At 37.3% G+C, this 19,680-nt stretch carries 14 protein-coding genes, 1 pseudogene and 1 other annotated feature; of the genes and pseudogenes, 14 read left to right on the forward strand and 1 reads right to left on the reverse strand.

The annotated features are described in order from the left end of the window. Positions 1-77 precede the first annotated feature (77 nt). From rplK to H8909_RS04585, 14 genes are all read left to right on the forward strand, one after another. Positions 78-521 carry a 50S ribosomal protein L11 gene (gene rplK, locus H8909_RS04520; protein ID WP_117459723.1) on the forward strand — a complete coding sequence of 148 codons (444 nt, stop codon included), beginning with the start codon at positions 78-80 and terminating at the stop codon, positions 519-521. Positions 522-602: 81 nt separating this feature from the next. Further along, entirely contained in the window at positions 603-1,283 is a 681-nt protein-coding gene (gene rplA / locus H8909_RS04525; protein WP_187012005.1) for a 50S ribosomal protein L1, read from the forward strand. Positions 1,284-1,288: 5 nt separating this feature from the next. Further along, positions 1,289-1,409, forward strand: a sequence feature (ribosomal protein L10 leader region). 37 nt (positions 1,410-1,446) lie between these two features. Then, on the forward strand, positions 1,447-1,989 hold the full coding sequence (gene rplJ / locus H8909_RS04530) for a 50S ribosomal protein L10 (RefSeq protein ID WP_187012006.1): 543 nt from the start codon (positions 1,447-1,449) through the stop codon (positions 1,987-1,989). Positions 1,990-2,014: 25 nt separating this feature from the next. Next, entirely contained in the window at positions 2,015-2,380 is a 366-nt protein-coding gene (gene rplL / locus H8909_RS04535) for a 50S ribosomal protein L7/L12 (RefSeq protein ID WP_006505726.1), read from the forward strand. A 61-nt stretch (positions 2,381-2,441) separates the two neighbouring features. Continuing rightward, positions 2,442-3,029: a class I SAM-dependent methyltransferase gene (locus H8909_RS04540; RefSeq protein ID WP_187012007.1), complete on the forward strand. Its 588-nt coding sequence runs from the start codon at positions 2,442-2,444 to the stop codon at positions 3,027-3,029. Between the two features lie 154 nt (positions 3,030-3,183). Further along, complete coding sequence (rpoB, locus tag H8909_RS04545; protein WP_117459729.1) at positions 3,184-6,963, forward strand: DNA-directed RNA polymerase subunit beta; 3,780 nt, start codon at positions 3,184-3,186, stop codon at positions 6,961-6,963. After that, on the forward strand, positions 6,963-10,676 hold the full coding sequence (gene rpoC / locus H8909_RS04550; protein ID WP_187012008.1) for a DNA-directed RNA polymerase subunit beta': 3,714 nt from the start codon (positions 6,963-6,965) through the stop codon (positions 10,674-10,676). Before rpoB ends, rpoC begins: the two co-directional genes overlap by 1 nt. A 58-nt stretch (positions 10,677-10,734) precedes the next feature. Then, positions 10,735-11,439, forward strand: a complete 705-nt coding sequence (locus tag H8909_RS04555) for an SDR family oxidoreductase (RefSeq protein WP_187012009.1) — start codon at positions 10,735-10,737, stop codon at positions 11,437-11,439. Positions 11,440-11,607: 168 nt separating this feature from the next. Further along, positions 11,608-12,021 (forward strand): 30S ribosomal protein S12, encoded by a 414-nt coding sequence (rpsL, locus tag H8909_RS04560; protein WP_022425216.1) that lies wholly within the window; start codon positions 11,608-11,610, stop codon positions 12,019-12,021. A gap of 39 nt (positions 12,022-12,060) precedes the next feature. Then, positions 12,061-12,531 carry a 30S ribosomal protein S7 gene (gene rpsG, locus H8909_RS04565; protein WP_006505720.1) on the forward strand — a complete coding sequence of 157 codons (471 nt, stop codon included), beginning with the start codon at positions 12,061-12,063 and terminating at the stop codon, positions 12,529-12,531. 51 nt (positions 12,532-12,582) lie between these two features. After that, the gene (gene fusA / locus H8909_RS04570; RefSeq protein ID WP_187012010.1) at positions 12,583-14,655 is read left to right on the forward strand and encodes an elongation factor G; all 2,073 of its coding nucleotides are present in this window, start codon (positions 12,583-12,585) and stop codon (positions 14,653-14,655) included. A gap of 89 nt (positions 14,656-14,744) precedes the next feature. Continuing rightward, positions 14,745-15,929, forward strand: coding sequence for an elongation factor Tu (gene tuf / locus H8909_RS04575; RefSeq protein WP_187012011.1), 1,185 nt, complete (start codon positions 14,745-14,747; stop codon positions 15,927-15,929). A 180-nt stretch (positions 15,930-16,109) separates the two neighbouring features. Next, the gene (locus tag H8909_RS04580) at positions 16,110-18,491 is read left to right on the forward strand and encodes a YhgE/Pip domain-containing protein (RefSeq protein WP_187012012.1); all 2,382 of its coding nucleotides are present in this window, start codon (positions 16,110-16,112) and stop codon (positions 18,489-18,491) included. A gap of 129 nt (positions 18,492-18,620) precedes the next feature. Next, positions 18,621-19,418: a Cof-type HAD-IIB family hydrolase gene (locus tag H8909_RS04585; RefSeq protein ID WP_187012013.1), complete on the forward strand. Its 798-nt coding sequence runs from the start codon at positions 18,621-18,623 to the stop codon at positions 19,416-19,418. 81 nt (positions 19,419-19,499) lie between these two features. Here H8909_RS04585 and H8909_RS04590 read toward each other — a convergent pair. After that, positions 19,500-19,680 (reverse strand): annotated as a pseudogene (locus H8909_RS04590) (ISNCY family transposase); the annotation flags it as partial.

The following is a 19,680-nucleotide window of genomic DNA, read 5'->3' on the forward strand; positions in this document are numbered from 1 at the left end:
AATTTGTAATCGACGCATGGCGTCAAATGCGTGGGAGGGTTTCGGCCCAAACGAACCACAGCACGGACAATATTTTAATGGAGGTGTGTACCGTGGCAAATAATGGTAAAAAAGTAGTAAGAATTATGAAGATCCAGTTCCCAGCAGGTGGTGCTAAACCAGGACCAGCTCTAGCAGGTGCAGGAATTCAGATGCCAAAATTCTGTACAGCATTCAACGATCAGACTAAAGATCGTCATGGTGAAACTGTACCAGTAATTTTGACTGTTTATGAAGACAAGAGCTTTGATTTCGTATTAAAGACAGCTCCAGCTGCTGAAATGATTAAGAAGGCTTGTGGTATCAAGAAAGCTGCAAGTGATTCAAAGCAGACTGTTGCTACTCTAAGTGCTGATAAGTTAAAGGAAATCGCAGAATACAAAATGCCTGACCTTAACGCTAATGATTTAGAAGCAGCAATGAAAATCGTTGCTGGAACAGCACGTAACATGGGTGTCAAAGTAGAAGGCTTAGACGCTTAATTAATTAGCAATCTGATGGAGTTGAATTCCGTCATTACAGTGGGAGGTCTATCCGTTAAGACCACTTAAGGAGGAAAGAAAATGTCAAAAAAAGGAAAGAAATATGTAGAAGCTGCTAAGCAGATTGAAGCTGGCAAGCTATACTCAATCGAAGAAGCAATTGAATTAGTTAAGAAGACTACTACTGCTAAATTCGATGCAAGTGTTGATCTTGTATTCAAGTTAAACCTTGATACTAGACATGCAGATCAGCAGTTACGTGGAGCTATCGTGCTTCCTAACGGAACTGGTAAAACAAAGAGAGTTTGTGTTATCGCTGAAGGTCCAAAGGCTGAAGAAGCTAGAAACGCTGGTGCTGACGTAGTTGGTGGCCAGGAAATCTTAGATGAAATCGCTAAAGGTTGGTTAGAGTTCGATGTTATGATCGCTACTCCTGATCAGATGCCTAAGCTTGGTAAATTAGGACGTGTTTTAGGTCCTAAGGGATTAATGCCAAACCCTAAGACTGGTACAGTAACTATGGATGTTGCTAAAGCAGTTAATGAATCTAAGGGCGGTAAAGTTAATTATAGAACTGATAAAGATGGTAACGTACATCTTCCAATCGGTCGTGTATCTTTCGACAGCGCTAAGCTAGTTGAAAACTATGAAGCTATCCATGCTTTATTATTAAGAATCAGACCTGCTGCAGTTAAAGGAACTTACGTTAAAAACTGCGTAGTTTCATCTACAATGGGTCCAGCAGTAAAAGTTGCTGCTTAATTATTAATGCCGCAATCAATATACCGTAGACAGTAACTGACGCAAGTCTCAATTTGTTACCGAGGGATATTGTCATGTATGAAAATGACAAACCCCTAGGTAAACTAGGGGTTTTAATATAACGTGTATATTGTTGCAATAAAATTTTTATGGAGGTGTAACAATGGCTAACGAAAAAGTATTAGTCGCTAAACAGGCAGTCATCGACGAAATCACTGATAAGTTATCTAACGCTCAGTCAGTAGTAGTTGCTGAATACCGTGGCTTAACTGTTGATGAAGTTACTGAACTTCGTCGTGCTTTAAGAGCTGAAAATGTAGAACTTAAAGTTTATAAGAACAAATTAGCTCTTCGTGCTACAGAAGCTTGTGGTAAACAGGAATTAGATGAGTTCTTAACTGGTCCAAACGCTATTGCATTTGGTCATGATGACGCTGTTGCTCCAGCTAGAGTACTAGCAAAATTTGCTAAGGATCACGAAGCTCTTGTAATCAAGACTGCAATCGTTGAAGGCAAATTATTGAGCAAAGAAGAAGTTATGGAACTTTCAAAGTTACCAAACAAAGAAGGTATGTTATCAATGTTATTGGCTTGCTTAAAGGCACCAGTATCAAAAGTTGCTAGAGCTGTTAAAGCTGTAGCTGACAAAGAAGCAGACGGATCTGCAGAAGAAGCAGCTCCTGCTGAAGCAGAAGCAGCTGCTTAATATCGAAATAAAGGAGAATATTAAAATGGCAAAGTTAACAACTGATGAAATCTTAGCTTACTTAGAAGAAGCTACAATCTTAGAATTAAACGAATTAGTAAAAGCAATCGAAGAAAAGTTCGACGTTACAGCTGCTGCTCCAGTTGCAGTTGCTGCTGCTGCTGAAGAAGAAGGACCTGCTGCTAACGTAACAGTAATCCTTAAGGAAGTTGGACCTACAAAGGTTAAAGTTATCAAGGCTGTTAGAGAAATCACTGGTTTAGGACTAGTTGATGCTAAGGGCTTAGTTGACAAGGTTCCATCTGAAATCAAGAAAGACGTACCAGCTGAAGAAGGTGCTAAGTTAAAGGAAACTTTAGAAGCTGCTGGTGCTGTTGTTGAATTAAAGTAATTTAATACAAACACAATTATAAAAGCCCTATCTTAGGGCTTTTTTCTTATGAGGAATGAGAATGTCACACTATTATACAAATGATGAAATAGAAAGCAGACCAACGATTATTCACTTCGATTATCAAGGACATTCTATTGAGTTTCATAGTGATCGTGGTGTTTTCTCTAAGGATAGTGTAGATTTCGGTTCAAGAACACTACTTGACACCGTTAATCTAGAAGGTGTAAAATCAGTATTGGATGTTGGGTGTGGATATGGTGCTTTAAGTATCAGCTTAAAGATGGTTTATCCAAATGTCGCATTTGATATGGTTGAAGTCAATAGACGCGCAATGGAACTTGCTAAACGTACAATTGAAGATTATCATCTTGAAGATATGCATGTATATGAAAGTAATGCATATGAGAATGTAGAGAAGACATTTGATATGATCATCTCTAATCCTCCAATTCGTGCTGGCAAGAGTGTTGTGACTACTATTCTTAAAGAAAGTTATTCACACTTAAATAAGAATGGACGCCTTGTGATTGTCATACAAAAGAAGCAGGGTGCACCAAGTGCTAAGAAATGCATGGAAGAAGTCTTTGGGAATGCGGAAGTATTGAAGCGAAATAAAGGCTATTACATAATTCAATCAATTAAATAATGAACTATAGGGAAATTGTATAAATTTCCCTTTTTGGGTTGACACAAAAGTACCCTTGTGCTAGTATACTAAAATGCCTACTCATGTATAAAAGCAGGTCATTTTGACCCTTTTTAGCTTGCAGATAGAGATTAAAAAAGGAGTGGAACGGATTTTGGAAAAGAATGTAAGAACTGCAGAAAGCCGCATTAAGCGACGCAATTATTCTCGTATTAGTGGTTCTTTGAAACTACCTAACCTTGTCGAAATTCAGACAGATTCATTTAAGTGGTTTCAGGAAAAAGGTATAAGAGAAGTATTTGAGGATATTTATCCTATCACAAATTTTAACGACACATTATCATTGGAGTTTGTAGATTGTCGTTTTGATGAGCCTAAATATGATGCAGATGAAAGTAAAGAAAGAGATGCAATCTATGCAGCTCCTTTGCGTGCTACTTTACGTCTTGTAAATAAGAAAACTGGAGAAATCAAGACAAGTGAAGTATTTATGGGTGATTTCCCATTAATGACAGATTCAGGTACATTTGTTGTTAATGGTGCAGAACGTGTTATCGTTTCACAGTTAGTTCGTTCTCCAGGAGCTTATTTTGGTAATGGAACAGACAAGATTGGTAAGATTGTCTTCAATGGACAGGTGATCCCATCTCGTGGTACTTGGTTAGAATTTGAAAATGATGCCAAGGATGTTCTAAATGTTCGTATTGACCGTCAGAAGAAGATTCCAGGTACTATTCTTTTACGTGCTCTAGGACTTTCTTCAAATGAAGATATTATTGAAGTTTTCGGAGAACACCAGTTCCTCTACAATACATTTGAAAAGGATCCAACACATAACACTGATGATGCGTTGATGGAAATTTATAGTAAGTTGAGACCAGGTGAACCAGCTACTTTAGATGGTGCTAACTCATTACTATTTGCGCGTTTCTTCGATCCAAAGCGTTATGATTTAGCAAAAGCAGGTCGTTTTAAGCTACGTAAGAAATTAAGCTTATTAGATCGTATCGCTGATCGTGTTCTTGCTGAAGATGTTGTTGACGTTGATGGCAACGTTGTAATGACAGAAGGTACTAAGATTACTAAAGATAAATTAGAAATCTTAAAGCCAGTATTTGAAGCAGGTGCACATACAAAAGAAATTAAAACTAACGAAAATATGCATTCTAATCATACTATTCAGGTATTAGATGTATATACAGATGAATCTAAGTCTATCAAGATGAGAGTAATCGGTACTGATCTTTCATTAGATAGTAAGTTTGTCACTATTTCAGACTTTATTGCTGCATATTCTTATATGCTTAACCTTGTTGATATCTTTGATTCTCAGGACTTAGCAGCAGAAGATAGAGTGTCTTTAATGAGCCGTATTGGTTTATTAGATGATATCGACCATTTAGGTAACAGACGTGTTAGAACTGTTGGTGAATTAGTTCAGAACCAGTTCCGTATTGGTTTATCACGTATGGAAAGAGTAGTTAAGGAAAGAATGTCTTTAGCTGAAGATGATTCTATGACTCCACAGTCATTAACAAACATTCGTCCATTGACTGCTGCAATCAAAGAATTCTTCGCAAGTTCTCAGTTATCTCAGTTCATGGACCAGATTAACCCACTTGCCGAATTAACAAACAAGAGACGTCTTTCTGCCTTAGGTCCTGGTGGTTTATCAAGAGACCGTGCAGGTTATGAAGTACGAGACGTCCATCCATCTCACTATGGTAGAATCTGTCCAATCGAAACACCAGAAGGTCCTAACATCGGGTTGATTTCTACACTTGCATCTTATGCAAAAGTAAATGAATATGGATTCATTGAAACTCCATATCGTAAAGTAAATAACTGCGTTATTGATGAAAATGATATTCGTTATTTAACAGCAGATGAAGAAAAGAATTATATTATTGCTCAGGCAAAAGTTAAGACTGATGAAAATGACCGTATCATTGATGAACAGGTTATTTCACGTCATTTAGGTGAAAACATCATGGCTAAGCCAGAAGAAATCGACTTCATCGATATCTCACCTAAACAGATCGTATCAGTTGCATCTTCATGTATCCCATTCTTGGAAAACGATGATGCCACTCGTGCCCTTATGGGATGTAACATGCAGAGACAGGCTGTACCTCTATTAAATCCACATGCGCCTTATGTAGGAACAGGTATGGAATTCCAGGCTGCAAGAGACTCTGGTGCTGCAGTTGTTGCGAAAGAAGAAGGAACTGTTAAATATGCTGACGCTAAGAAGATCATCGTTGAAGGTGAAAGTGGCGAAAAGACATACAAGTTATTAAAGTTCACTGTATCTAACGCTGGTACATGTATCAACCATCGTCCAATTGTTATGGCTGGTGAACATGTTCTTAAGGGTCAGGTTCTTGCTGATGGACCAGCTATGGAACAGGGTGAATTAGCATTAGGACAGAACGTTCTTGTAGGTTTCATGACATGGAATGGTTATAACTACGAAGATGCTGTCATCATGAATGAAAAGCTTGTAAAAGAAGACTACTATACTTCTATCCACATTCAGGAATATACAATTGAATGTCGTGATACAAAGCTTGGTCCTGAAGAAATTACTAGAGATATCCCTAACGTAGGTGATGATGCTCGTTCTAACTTAGACGAAAACGGTATTATCCGTGTTGGTGCTGAAGTTAAGGAAGGCGATATCTTAGTTGGTAAAGTCACTCCTAAGGGACAGGCAGAATTATCTGCAGAAGAAAAACTATTATTAGCTATCTTTGGTGAAAAATCAAGAGAAGTTAAAGATAACTCATTAAGAGTACCTCATGGTGGTTCTGGTATCGTACATCGTATCAGAGTATTCACTCGTAGAGGTAAAGAAAGAAAGACTGAAAACAAGTATGGTTCAGCAAACTCTCTTGCTTATAAAGAAGTTGAAAGAGATGATTTACAGCCAGGTGTAAACAAGGTTATTAAAGTATATATCGTTCAGAAGCGTAAGATTTCTGAAGGGGATAAGATGTCAGGTAGACACGGTAACAAGGGTGTCATTTCTAAGATCTTACCAACAGAAGATATGCCTCATTTACAGGATGGTACACCACTTGATATCATGCTTAACCCATTAGGGGTACCATCTCGTATGAATATCGGTCAGGTATTAGAATTACACTTAGGTTATGCTGCTAGACAGTTAGGTGGTCAGTATTTCGCTACTCCAGCCTTTGATGGTATCAATTCTAAGGACTTAGAAAATATCATGAAGGAAGCTGGTATGCCAGAAAATGGTAAACAGAAAGTTATTTCTGGTAAAACTGGTGAATATTTCGATAACGAAGTATCAGTTGGTATCATGTACATGATCAAGTTATGTCACATGGTTGATGATAAGTTACATGCAAGATCAGTTGGTCCTTATTCACTTGTTACTCAGCAGCCACTTGGTGGTAAAGCTCAGAACGGTGGTCAGAGATTCGGGGAAATGGAAGTATGGGCACTTGAAGCTTATGGTGCAGCATATACATTACGTGAAATCTTAACAGTTAAGTCAGATGACGTTGTAGGACGTGTTAAGACTTATGAAGCAATTGTTAAGGGACAGAAGTTACCTGAACCAGGATTACCTGAATCATTCAGAGTATTAAAGAAAGAATTACAGGCATTGGCATTAGATATTCGTCTATTAGATGATGAAGGTAATGAAATCAATGTAGGTAATATCGAAGATGAAGATCGTCGTTTCCCTCGTTCATTCGATGCGCCTAAGAAGCCAAAAGAAGATGAAGAAAATGATGATAAAGAAGAAAAAGAAGATGAAGAAGTTGACACTCACGAAGAATTCGTTGCCGAAGGTGAAGATGAAATCGTAGAAGACAGCTTCGATGATGATGAAGCTCCAGAATCAGTCGATGATATTATCGAAGGATTATTTGGAAAAAGCGGTGAGGAGGAAGAATAATGGCAGAGAATAATAATTTTTCAGCAATTCAGATCGGTTTAGCCTCTCCTGAGAAGATTCGTGAATGGTCATATGGCGAAGTCAAAAAACCTGAAACAATCAACTATCGTTCACAGAAGCCTGAAAAAGATGGTTTATTTTGTGAAAGAATCTTTGGTCCAACTAAGGACTGGGAATGTGCTTGTGGTAAATATAAGAAAGTAAGATATAAAGGTGTTGTCTGCGACCGTTGTGGTGTCGAAGTCACTCGTTCTTCAGTAAGAAGAGAAAGAATGGGTCATATCGAATTAGCTACTCCAGTAGCACATATCTGGTATTTAAAGGGAGTTCCATCTCGTATGGGACTTATCCTTGATATGTCACCTAAACAGTTAGAAGAAATCATCTACTTCGTATCTTATGTTGTTACTGATAAAGGTTCTACACCACTTGAATACAAGCAGGTATTATCTGAAAGAGATTACCGTAACTGTGTTGAAAAGTTCGGTGGTCAGTTCCAGGCTAAAATCGGTGCTGAGGCAATCAAAGTATTATTACAGAAGGTTGACTTAGATGCTGAACTTGAAGATGTAGAAACTCAGTTAAAAGAAGCTCAGGGTCAGAAGAGACAGAAGTTATTAAAGAGACTTGAAGCAATTGATGCATTCAGAAGTTCTAATAACCAGCCAGAATGGATGATCATGGATGTTCTTCCAGTTATTCCACCTGATTTAAGACCAATGCTTCAGCTAGACGGTGGTCGTTTTGCGACAAGTGACTTAAACGACTTATATAGACGTGTCATTACTCGTAACAACCGTTTAAAGAAATTATTAGAATTAGGTACACCTAGTATCATCGTACAGAATGAAAAGCGTATGCTTCAGGAAGCCGTTGATGCTTTAATTGATAATGGTAGACGTTCTAAGCCTATTACAGGTGCTGGAGGAAGAGCATTAAAATCTCTTTCACATACACTTAAAGGTAAACAGGGACGTTTCAGACAGAACTTACTTGGTAAGCGTGTAGACTACTCTGGACGTTCAGTTATCGCTGTAGGACCTACATTAAAGATGTACCAGTGTGGTATTCCAAGAGAAATGGCTGTTAACTTATTTAAGCCATTCGTTATCTCTGGATTAGTAAGAAACGAATTAGCAACTAATATCAAAGCTGCTGAACGTATGATTGATAAGATGGATGATAAGATCTGGCCAATCGTTGAAGATGTTATCAAACATCACCCAGTATTATTAAACCGTGCCCCTACATTACATAGATTAGGTATCCAGGCTTTCGAACCTAAGCTAGTAGAAGGTCGTGCCATTCGTCTTCACCCATTAGCATGTCCAGCATTCAACGCCGACTTCGATGGTGACCAGATGGCTATCCATGCACCTCTTGGTGAAGAAGCAATTCAGGAAGCAAGACAGTTAATGCTTGGTTCTAGAAATATCCTTGGTCCAAAAGATGGTAAACCTATCGTTACTCCATCACAGGACATGGTGCTTGGTAACTATTACTTAACAACAGAAAAAGCTGATCAGATTGGTGAAGGTACAGTATTTGCTGATGTAAATGAAGTATTAATGGCTTATTACAATAAGACTGTTAACTTACATACAAGAATTGCAATCCGTGCTTCAGCATTAAAGAATAAGACATTCACTGAAGAACAGAACAACATGTACTTAGTCACTACAGTAGGTAAGATTATCTTCAACCAGATCTTTGAAGGTGAATTCCCATACTTAAATGATCCAGATAAGGCAAGCTTAAAAGCAACTCCTATGAAATATTTCTTACCTTATGGTACAGATATCAAGGAACATATTAAGAATCAGCCTTTAATCAAGCAGTTCACTAAGAAGACTCTTGGAGCAATCATCGATGAATACTTCAAGATCTGTCCAGTTGATGAAATCCATGCCATGCTTGATAGATTAAAGAATCAGGGATTCTATTATTCAACTATCGCTGGTATTACAGTATCAGCTTACGATATTCAGATTCCTCAGGATAAGTATCACTTATTCGATGATGCTGATGAACATCTTGAAGTCATCAAGAAGTTATACAACAAAGGTAAGTTAACAGAACATGAACGTTATACAGCCGTAATCAAATTATGGAATGACGTTAAAGAAGAAGTTACTGGTATCGTTAAAGATGAGTTCGAAGCTGACCGTGATAACCCAATCTTCATCATGTCAGATTCAGGTGCCCGTGGTAACATCTCTAACTTCACTCAGCTTGTAGGTATGCGTGGATTGATGAGTAACCCTAAGGGTGAAACTATCGAACTTCCTATCAAGTCTGCCCTTCGTGAAGGTTTAACTGCATCAGAATTCTTCATTTCTACACATGGTGCCCGTAAAGGTTCTACAGATACAGCCTTAAAGACTGCCGATTCAGGTTACTTAACAAGACGTCTTGTCGATGTAGCTCAGGAAGTTATTATCACAGAAGATGATTGTCATACTGATAAGGGATTCAAAGTATCTGAATTAATTAATACAGCTGATGGTAACGTCATCGTACCATTAGTAGATAGACTTATTGGTCGTACTTCATTAAAGGATATCGTTGATCCAGCAACTGGTGAAATCATTGTCCATGCAAATGAATTAATGACTGAAAAATCAGCAAAAGCAGTATCTGATGCTGGTATCAAGACTGTTGAAATTAGAAACATCTTCGGATGTAAGTCTAAGAACGGTATCTGCCGTAAGTGCTATGGTCTAAACTTAGCAACTGGTCAGGAAGTATTACTTGGTGAAACAATCGGTATTATGGCTGCACAGTCAATCGGTGAACCAGGTACTCAGCTTACAATGCGTACATTCCACATGGGTGGTGTTGCCGGTGACGCCGATATCACACAGGGTCTTCCTCGTATCCAGGAATTGTTTGAAGCACGTGTTCCAAAGGCTAAGTCTATTATTTCTGAAATCAATGGACATGTTTCATCAATTACAACTCAGGGTGACCATAACAACCAGCGTTCAGAAGTGACTGTCGCAAATGATCTTGAAACTAAGACTTACTTAACACCAATTGGTGCTAAGTTAGCTGTAAAAGAAGGAGATATTGTTGAACCAGGTGATAAGATTACTGAAGGTTCTATCTCTCCAAAAGAATTATTATCTGTTGCCTCTGCAGAAGCTGTAGAAAAGTACATCTTAAAAGAAGTACAGCAGGTATATAGATTACAGGGTATCGAAATTTCTGATAAGCATATCGAAATCATCATTCAGCAGATGATGAGAAGAATGAAGATTGTAGAAGGCGGAGATACAGACGCATTACCAGGATCTCATGTTTCAGTTAAGAACTTCACTGAATTAAACAGACAGGTTCTTAAGGAAGGTAAACATCCAGCTGTAGGTAGACCAATCTTACTTGGTATTACTAAGGCTTCATTAGAAACTGATTCTTGGTTATCAGCTGCATCATTCCAGGAAACTACAAGAATTCTTACTGATGCTGCCATCAGAGGTAAAGTCGATCCACTTAAGGGTCTAAAAGAAAACGTTATTATCGGTAAGCTATTACCAGCAGGTACTGGCTTAAGAGGACCTTTAAAGTCTGACGAAACAATTAAGAGAGAGGAAGAAGAAGCTGCTCAGCAGGCTGAACTTGAAAAATCAAGAGAAGAAGCTGAAAACTTCACTCCTGAATCTACAATGTTTGATGAAGCAGAAGAATTTGTTTCTGCTCACCATGACGCTTAATGAATAAGAAACACTATGGACAAATGTTCATAGTGTTTTCATATATATGGAGGAAATTATGGAGTTTAAGGATAAAGTTGTAGTTGTTACAGGTGGGGCACATGGAATAGGACAATCAATAGCAGAAGATTTCAAAAAACAAGGTGCTTTTGTAGAAATAATTGATAAAGTACAAGGAAATCACTATGTAGGAGATATTGCGAGTAAAGAAACTCTAGAATCATTTGTATCTTATGTATTAGATAAACATGGACATATAGATTATCTAATAAATAATGCATTACCACTCATGCTAGGTATTGATGAATGTAGCTATGAAGAATTTCAATATGCATTGTCTGTAGGAGTCACTGCACCATTCTATTTAACTAAGCTATTTAAAGAGTATTTTAATGGCGATGCCGTAATCATCAATATTTCGTCTTCTAGAGACCGAATGAGTCAGGCTAATACAGAAAGCTATACTGCAGCAAAAGGTGGCATATCAGCCCTTACACACGCATTAATGATGAGTCTAAGTGGAAAAGTGAGAGTGAATTCTATTTCGCCAGGATGGATTGATACTCACGGGAATACATATACAGGGCCTGATGCTTATCAACAGCCAGTAGGAAGAGTAGGGAATCCAGAAGATATTTCCTCTATGGTTTTATTTTTATGTTCGTCAAAAGCAACATTCATCAATGGTGAGAATATTTGTATTGATGGTGGAATGACTAAACAGATGATCTATCATGAAGATGGTGGATGGCATTTGGATTAAATTGATAAAAAAAACTAAAAAAAAAATTGATAAAAAAAACTAAAAAAAGTAGTTGACGAGGACTTTTATTTGTCATATACTGACAAAGGTGTCCGATGAGGGCACATATATAAAAACAAATTTGTGAAACACCCGGAATTGTGTGTTAGAATTAGAAAGGAGAAAATCATGCCTACAATTAACCAATTAGTAAGAAAAGGACGTAGCGAAAAGACTAAAAAGGGTAAGTCTCCAGCTTTAAATAGAGGTTACAACTCATTAGCAAAAAGACCAACTAATGATAATTCACCTCAGAAGCGTGGTGTTTGTACCCGTGTTGCTACAATGACACCAAAGAAGCCTAACTCAGCATTACGTAAATATGCCCGTGTTAGATTATCAAATGGATTAGAAGTTACAGCTTACATTCCTGGTATCGGTCATAACCTTCAGGAACACTCTGTTGTATTAATTCGTGGTGGTCGTGTTAAGGACTTACCAGGGGTTCGTTACCATATTATCCGTGGTACTATGGACTGTGCTGGTGTTAAAGATCGTATGCAGAGCCGCTCATTATACGGAGCTAAAAAGCCTAAGAAATAAATTTTTAAATTAATAAAATAGAGAGAGGAGAATTTGCCGATGTCTAGAAAAGGACGTATTGCGAAAAGAGATGTTTTACCTGATCCAATTTACAATAGTAAAACAATCACTAAGCTTATTAACAACATCATGTTAGATGGTAAAAAAGGTGTTGCTCAGAACATCTTATATGAAGCATTCAAAAAAGTTGAAGAAAAGACTGGAAAGCCAGCTATGGAAGTATTCGACGCAGCTATCAACAACATCATGCCTGTACTTGAATTAAAGGTAAGACGTGTTGGTGGTGCTAACTACCAGGTACCAGTTGAAGTAACACCTGAAAGAAGAATGACTTTAGGTTTAAGATGGTTAACTAACTATTCTCGTTTAAGAAACGAAAATACAATGGTTGATCGTTTAGCTAACGAAATTATCGATGCTTCTAACGGTACAGGTGCTGCTGTTAAGAAGAAAGAAGATACTCATAAAATGGCAGAAGCTAACAAAGCTTTCGCACATTTCCGTTGGTAATATCTTTATTACATATAAATTAAAAGAAAAAGTATTTGAAAGGAGAAAATTATGGCTCGTGAATTTCCATTAGAAAAAACACGTAATATCGGTATCATGGCTCACATCGATGCTGGTAAAACAACTACTACTGAACGTGTTCTTTACTATACAGGTAAAATCCATAAAATCGGTGAAACTCATGATGGTGGATCTCAGATGGACTGGATGGTACAGGAAAAAGAACGTGGTATCACTATCACTTCTGCTGCAACTACAGCTCACTGGAAAGGATATCGTATTAACATCATCGATACACCAGGCCACGTAGACTTCACTGTAGAAGTTGAACGTTCACTACGTGTACTTGATGGTGCCGTTACAGTACTTGACTCTAAAGCAGGTGTAGAACCTCAGACTGAAACAGTTTGGAGACAGGCTACTACTTATGGCGTACCAAGAATTGTTTTCTCAAACAAGATGGACGCTACTGGTGCTGATTTCATCATGTCACTTAACTCATTAAATTCAAGATTAGGTGCTAATGCTGTTGCATTACAGTTACCTATCGGTGCTGAAGATACATTCGAAGGTGTTATCGACTTATTAAAGATGAAAGCTATCTATTTCGATGGTGCTGAAGGTATCGATGTAATCGAAAAAGAAATCCCAGCTGAATATGTTGATCAGGCTGAAGAATATCATCAGACTTTATTAGAAGCTGCTGCTTCATTTGATGATGATTTAATGATGCAGATTCTTGAAGGTGAAGAACCTGCAATCGAAGATGTTAAAGCTGCTATCCGTAAGGGTACAATCGCTGTTGAATTATTCCCAGTTCTTTGTGGTTCTGCTTACAAAGATAAGGGTGTTCAGCCAATGCTTGATGCTGTAATTGACTACTTACCAGCTCCAACTGATATCCCTGCAATCAAGGGTGTAGATGCTGAAGGTAACGAAGTTGATCGTCATGCATCTGATGAAGAACCATTCTCAGCTTTAGCATTCAAAGTTATGACTGACCCATTCGTAGGTAAGTTAACTTTCTTCCGTGTATACTCAGGTGTTGCAACTGCTGGTTCATATGTATTGAACTCAACAAAAGATAAGAAAGAAAGACTTGGTCGTATCTTATTAATGCATGCTAATACACGTAAAGAAATTGATGAAGTTTATGCTGGTGATATCGCTGCTGCAGTAGGTTTCAAGAACACTACAACTGGTGATACTCTTTGTGCGGAAGACGATTTCGTTATCCTTGAAAAGATGGAATTCCCAGAACCAGTTATCGAATTAGCAATTGAACCTAAGACAAAAGCTGACCAGAACAAACTTGGTGAAGCTTTAGTTAAATTAGCTGAAGAAGACCCAACTTTCAGAACATCTACAAACCCTGAAACTGGTGATACTATCATCGCTGGTATGGGTGAATTACACCTTGATGTCATTGTTGACAGATTAAAGAGAGAATTCCATGTAGAAGCAAACGTTGGTGCTCCTCAGGTTGCTTATAGAGAAACTATTACTCAGGCTGCTGAATGTGAAGGTAAATACATTAAACAGTCTGGTGGTCGTGGTCAGTACGGTCACGTTTGGATCAAGTTCGAACCTAATGAAGGTAAAGGATTTGAATTCGTTGACGCTGTTGTTGGTGGATCAGTTCCAAGAGAATATATCGGTTCTGTAAAAGTTGGTCTTGAAGACGCTTTAGAAACTGGTATGATCGCTGGTTACCCAGTACTTGACGTTAAGGCTACATTATTCGACGGTTCTTACCATGATGTCGATTCATCAGAAATGGCATATAAAGTAGCTGCTTCTATGGCATTAAAAGCTGCTGGTAAGAAGTGTGCTCCAGTAATCCTTGAACCAATCATGAAGGTAGAAGTAACTGCACCTTCTGAATACTTAGGAAGCGTTATGGGTGATATCTCATCTAGACGTGGTATGATCGATGGTCAGGAAGAAAGAGGAAATGCTGTAATGGTTGAAGCTTCTGTACCTCTAGCTGAAATGTTCGGTTATGCAACAGACTTAAGATCATTCACACAGGGTCGTGGTAACTATACAATGCAGTTCGACCGTTATGAACCTGTTCCTAAATCAATCAAGGAAGAAATCATTAAAAAGAACGGCGTAAAATAAGAATAACTATGATTTTTATTGCAATTCTCAATAAAATCTATTAAAATAGTTATGTAAAATTTTAGAATTATATAGGAGGATAACCTTAAATGGCTAAGGAAAAATTTAACCGTGAGAAAACTCACGTAAATATTGGTACTATCGGTCACGTTGACCATGGTAAAACAACTTTAACAGCTGCTATCACTACTGTATTAGCTAGTGAAGGTCAGGCTAAAGCTATGGACTATGCTGCAATCGATGCTGCTCCAGAAGAAAAAGAACGTGGTATCACAATCAACACTGCACACGTTGAATATGAAACTGCTCATCGTCACTATGCACACGTTGACTGTCCAGGCCATGCTGACTACATCAAGAACATGATCACTGGTGCTGCTCAGATGGATGGTGCTATCTTAGTAGTAGCTGCAACTGATGGACCTATGCCTCAGACAAGAGAACATATCTTATTATCTCGTCAGGTTGGTGTTCCATACATCATCGTATTCTTAAATAAGTGCGATATGGTTGATGACGAAGAATTAATCGACTTAGTAGAAATGGAAGTTCGTGATTTATTATCTGAATACGACTATCCAGGAGATGACACTCCAATCATCCGTGGTTCTGCATTAAAGGCTCTTGAAGGTGATCCAAAGTGGACTCCTGCAATCCATGAATTATTAGACACTATGGATTCTTATATCCCAGATCCAGCTCGTGAAACTGATAAGCCATTCTTAATGCCAGTTGAAGACGTATTCACAATCACTGGTCGTGGTACAGTTGCTACTGGTAGAGTTGAACGTGGTCAGTTAAACCTTAACGATGAACTTGAAATCATTGGTATCCATGAAACTCAGAAGACTGTTGCTACAGGTATCGAAATGTTCAGAAAGTTACTTGACTACGCTCTAGCTGGTGATAACATTGGTGTTCTTTTAAGAGGTATCAACAGAGACCAGATCGAAAGAGGTCAGGTATTAGCTAAACCTGGTTCAGTACATCCACATAAGAAATTCAACGCTCATGTTTATGTATTAACTAAGGATGAAGGTGGACGTCATACTCCATTCTTCGGTAACTATAGACCACAGTTCTATTTCAGAACTACTGATATTACTGGTGTTATCGAATTACCAGAAGGAACTGAAATGGTTATGCCAGGCGATAACGTAGAATTCACTGTAGAATTAATTCACCCAATCGCTATCGAAAACGGTACTAAGTTCTCTATCCGTGAAGGTGGACGTACTGTAGGTGCTGGTAACGTAACTGAAATCATTGAATAATTTTAGTTCATTAGACTGTTGACTTATGTCAGCAGTCTTTTTTTTATATTTATTAAAAAATGATATACGCTTACATCATGTTTTTTTATCAAATGACCTTATTTGTAAATTGATAAATGACTAACGGTCAACTAAAATGACTACTAGTCATTAGGAAGATGACAGAAAGGAAAGGGTAATATGATTAAAGCAGAATGGAAAAACATTGCGAAAAGTACATGGCTTAAAATTGTACTTTGTGCAATCATGATCATTCCGATGATTTATGCTTGTGTTTTCTTAGGTTCTATGTGGGATCCATATGGTCAAACGGATCAGCTTCCAGTAGCCGTTGTAAATAAGGATAAAGAAGTTAAATATAATGGTTCTACTATGGATATTGGTAAACAGCTAAGTGATAAACTATCAAAGAATGATTCAATGGATTTCAATATTGTTTCATCAACAAAAGCACAGAAAGGTTTAAAAGATGGAAATTATTACATGGTAATTACTATTCCTGAAAACTTCTCTAAAAATGCGACGACATTATTGGATGATGATCCACAGACAATGATGCTCACATATACTACAAATCCACAGACAAACTACATTGCGACTAAGATGGATGATTCAGCTATGGCTAAAGTAAAAGCTGAAATCTCATCAACAGTGACTAAGACTTATTCAAAGATCTTATTCAAGAATGTAAAAACATTAAGTAAAGGTTTCAATACAGCTGCAGATGGTTCACAGAAATTAAGTGATGGTGTAGCTACTGCAAGTGAAGGTAATAAGACTATCACAGAAAACTTGAATACTCTTGCTTCAAGCGCATTAGTGTTCAATGATGGTGCTGATTCTTTAGTAAAAGGATTAAGTGCCTATACAGAAGGTGTATCTACTGCAAAAGCGGGTACACAGCAGTTAGATAACAACAGTGCTACATTAAATAATGGTGCTGCTCAATTAAAGTCTGGTAGCTCACAGTTATTAAGTGCTGTGAAGGCTGCTGAAAAACAGTTATCTGATGGTTTGAATCAGAACGCTGAACAGTTAAATACATTAACTCAGAAGAATAACGAAATGCACGAAAGTTCAAAACAGTTATCAGAAGCACTTACTAAGATTCAGGCAGGTATTGATGATAACAATTTAGTAGAAAACAACTTACAGGCAGCTAAAAAATTAGATAGTATGGTTTCTGTAATGGCAACTACAATTGGTACTATGAATACAAATGCGGATAAGCTAGATAAATTAGCTGCAGCAGAAAAGGCAAAGGCAGAAAGTTTACAGGCAACTCAGCCTCTACTAGCACAACAGTTAATGTTGCAGGCAACAAGTCATGCCACACAGGCACAGACATTAAGACAGGTAGCTTCTCAGTTAACAAATAAATTAAATACAAGTGATTTAAAACAGTTAACTACATTACTTTATGGTAATGCGGAAGTATTAAAGAATCAGTCAACAGCGAATGCAAAGACACAGGAATTATTAGCTGGTTCACAACAATTAGCCACTGCCAACAACTCAGCAGTTAATTCATTAGTATCTAACTTAAAAACAGTACAGGCTAATATGAAGGGAACTTCTAATTCAGTTGGTATGGTTGGTGCAGTAAGCCAGATTGATGAAGGCTTAGGTACATTACAGAGTGGTTTAAAGACTTATACAGGTGGCGTTAAACAGGTAAATAATGGTTTAGGTACACTTGCTTCAAACAATAAAACATTAAATAGTGGTGCTTCTCAGTTAGCTGATGGTGCATTAAAGATCAGTTCTGGATCTAACCAGTTAGCAGCAGGATCTGCAACATTAGGTGAAGGATTAACTACTATTGGTGATGGAACTAATACACTTACAAGCAGCTTAAAAGATGCTTCTAGGAAGAGTAATATCAAATCTACTAACAAGACATACAAACAGATGTCTACTCCAGTAGATACACAAAAGAAAGAAATAACTAACATGCCAAACAATGGTCATGCAATGGCACCTTATATGATGAGTGTTGCTTTATATGTTGCATGTATGGCATTAAGCTTAATGTATCCATTTGGTAAGGGTATGACTACTACAGATAGCCCAGTTAAGTTCTTACTTGCAAAAGCTACAGTCATGGTTCCATTATCAATTGTACAGGCATTAATCTTATACTTCAGCTTAAGAGGATTTTGTGGATTCACTCCTGCTAGACCAGGATTATGTATCGCATTCATGCTCTTATTATCACTTGCCTTTATGGCATTCATCGCATTCCTTGCAATCGCATTTGGTCGTATCGGTGAATTTATTGCTTTAATCTTCATGGTATTTAACCTTGGTGCTTCTGCTGGTACTTATCCACTAGAAACTGCACCACATTGGTATAAAGTATTACATCCATTTGTACCATTCACATATAGTGTAAATGGATTTAGATCAGTTATTGCGAATGCAACTGCAGTTCCTACAACAGAAATCTTATTCTTCGTTGGTTTACTTGTTGTATCTGTACTTCTTACTTATGTAATTGTAAGACATAGAAGTAAAACACATAAAGTATTCCTTCCAGAAGTATTTAATGGAGAATGTTAGTGAGATGGGTAGAAATACCCATCTTTTTTTTATCGCTTATTAAAGATTTTGTGAGACTTATCTTAAGTAGTTTCTTTTCTATATACATTTGATATAATGGGAGTACTTGCTAGAAAAGGAGATTGTAATATGAATAAATTATTCTTTTTTGATATAGATGGGACACTTATTGATTGTAATCAGGATATATATGAAATCACACCTGAAACTATCCGTACTTTAGATAAACTAAAGGAAGAAGGACATGATGTGTTCTTATCAACAGGTAGATGTAAATGTTTTATTGTGGATGGTGTTATGAAGTATCCATTTTCAGGCTATGTTACATGTAATGGTGCTTATGTAGAATATAAAGGCAAATGTGTCTATAAGAATGTTGTACCAGCCAAAGCGATTAAAGCTACTATGGATCTATGTGAAAAACATCATTTTAACTATTATTTTGAAGGTAATGATTTTATATATGTCAGAGATTCTGAAGATCCAGTTCACCAGGCATTCGCAAATAACTGGGGCATGAAGGAAGAAACAATCATTGATACATTTGATTATAAGAATATAGAAACTTATATTGGTATGATAGTAGTCAATTCTAAGGATGATATTCCAGTCATGGTAGAAGCTTTAAGTCCTTATTTTGATGTACAGAGACATCAAAGTGATCGTTCTTTTGATTTAACCCTTAAGGGTTCATCTAAAGCAGTAGGAATTAAAGAATTAGTGAAGGAACTAGGAAGAAGTATTGATGATACCATTGCTTTTGGTGATGGACGTAATGATATAGAAATGATTGAAGAAACAGGACTCGGTATTGCGATGGGTAATGCAGTACCAGAACTTAAATCAGTCGCAAAATATATTACAACAAATATTGAAGAAGAAGGAATCACTGCTGCATGTAAGCATTTTAACTATATCAAAGACTAATTTTTGTCATATTATAAAAGGGTAATTTTGTCATATTGTAAAAGGGTGTGTCAACCGAAATTGATAATGTCCCAAAAATAATCAAACATTAGCACCACAACGGTGCTTTTGTTTTGTGGCAAAATTCGCAAAGATGGATTTTCTCCATGGATGATCCATTGGAGGAATATACTTTTTCTTTTCTTTCTTAGGTGCCTCCTGAGGAGTATCAAATTCCTTTGATACTAGTTCATGTTCAGCTACTTCTTCCATCAGATAAAGA

This window comes from Catenibacterium faecis (genome assembly GCF_014306455.1).
Classification (GTDB): Bacteria; Bacillota_I; Bacilli_A; order Erysipelotrichales; family Coprobacillaceae; genus Catenibacterium; species Catenibacterium mitsuoka_A.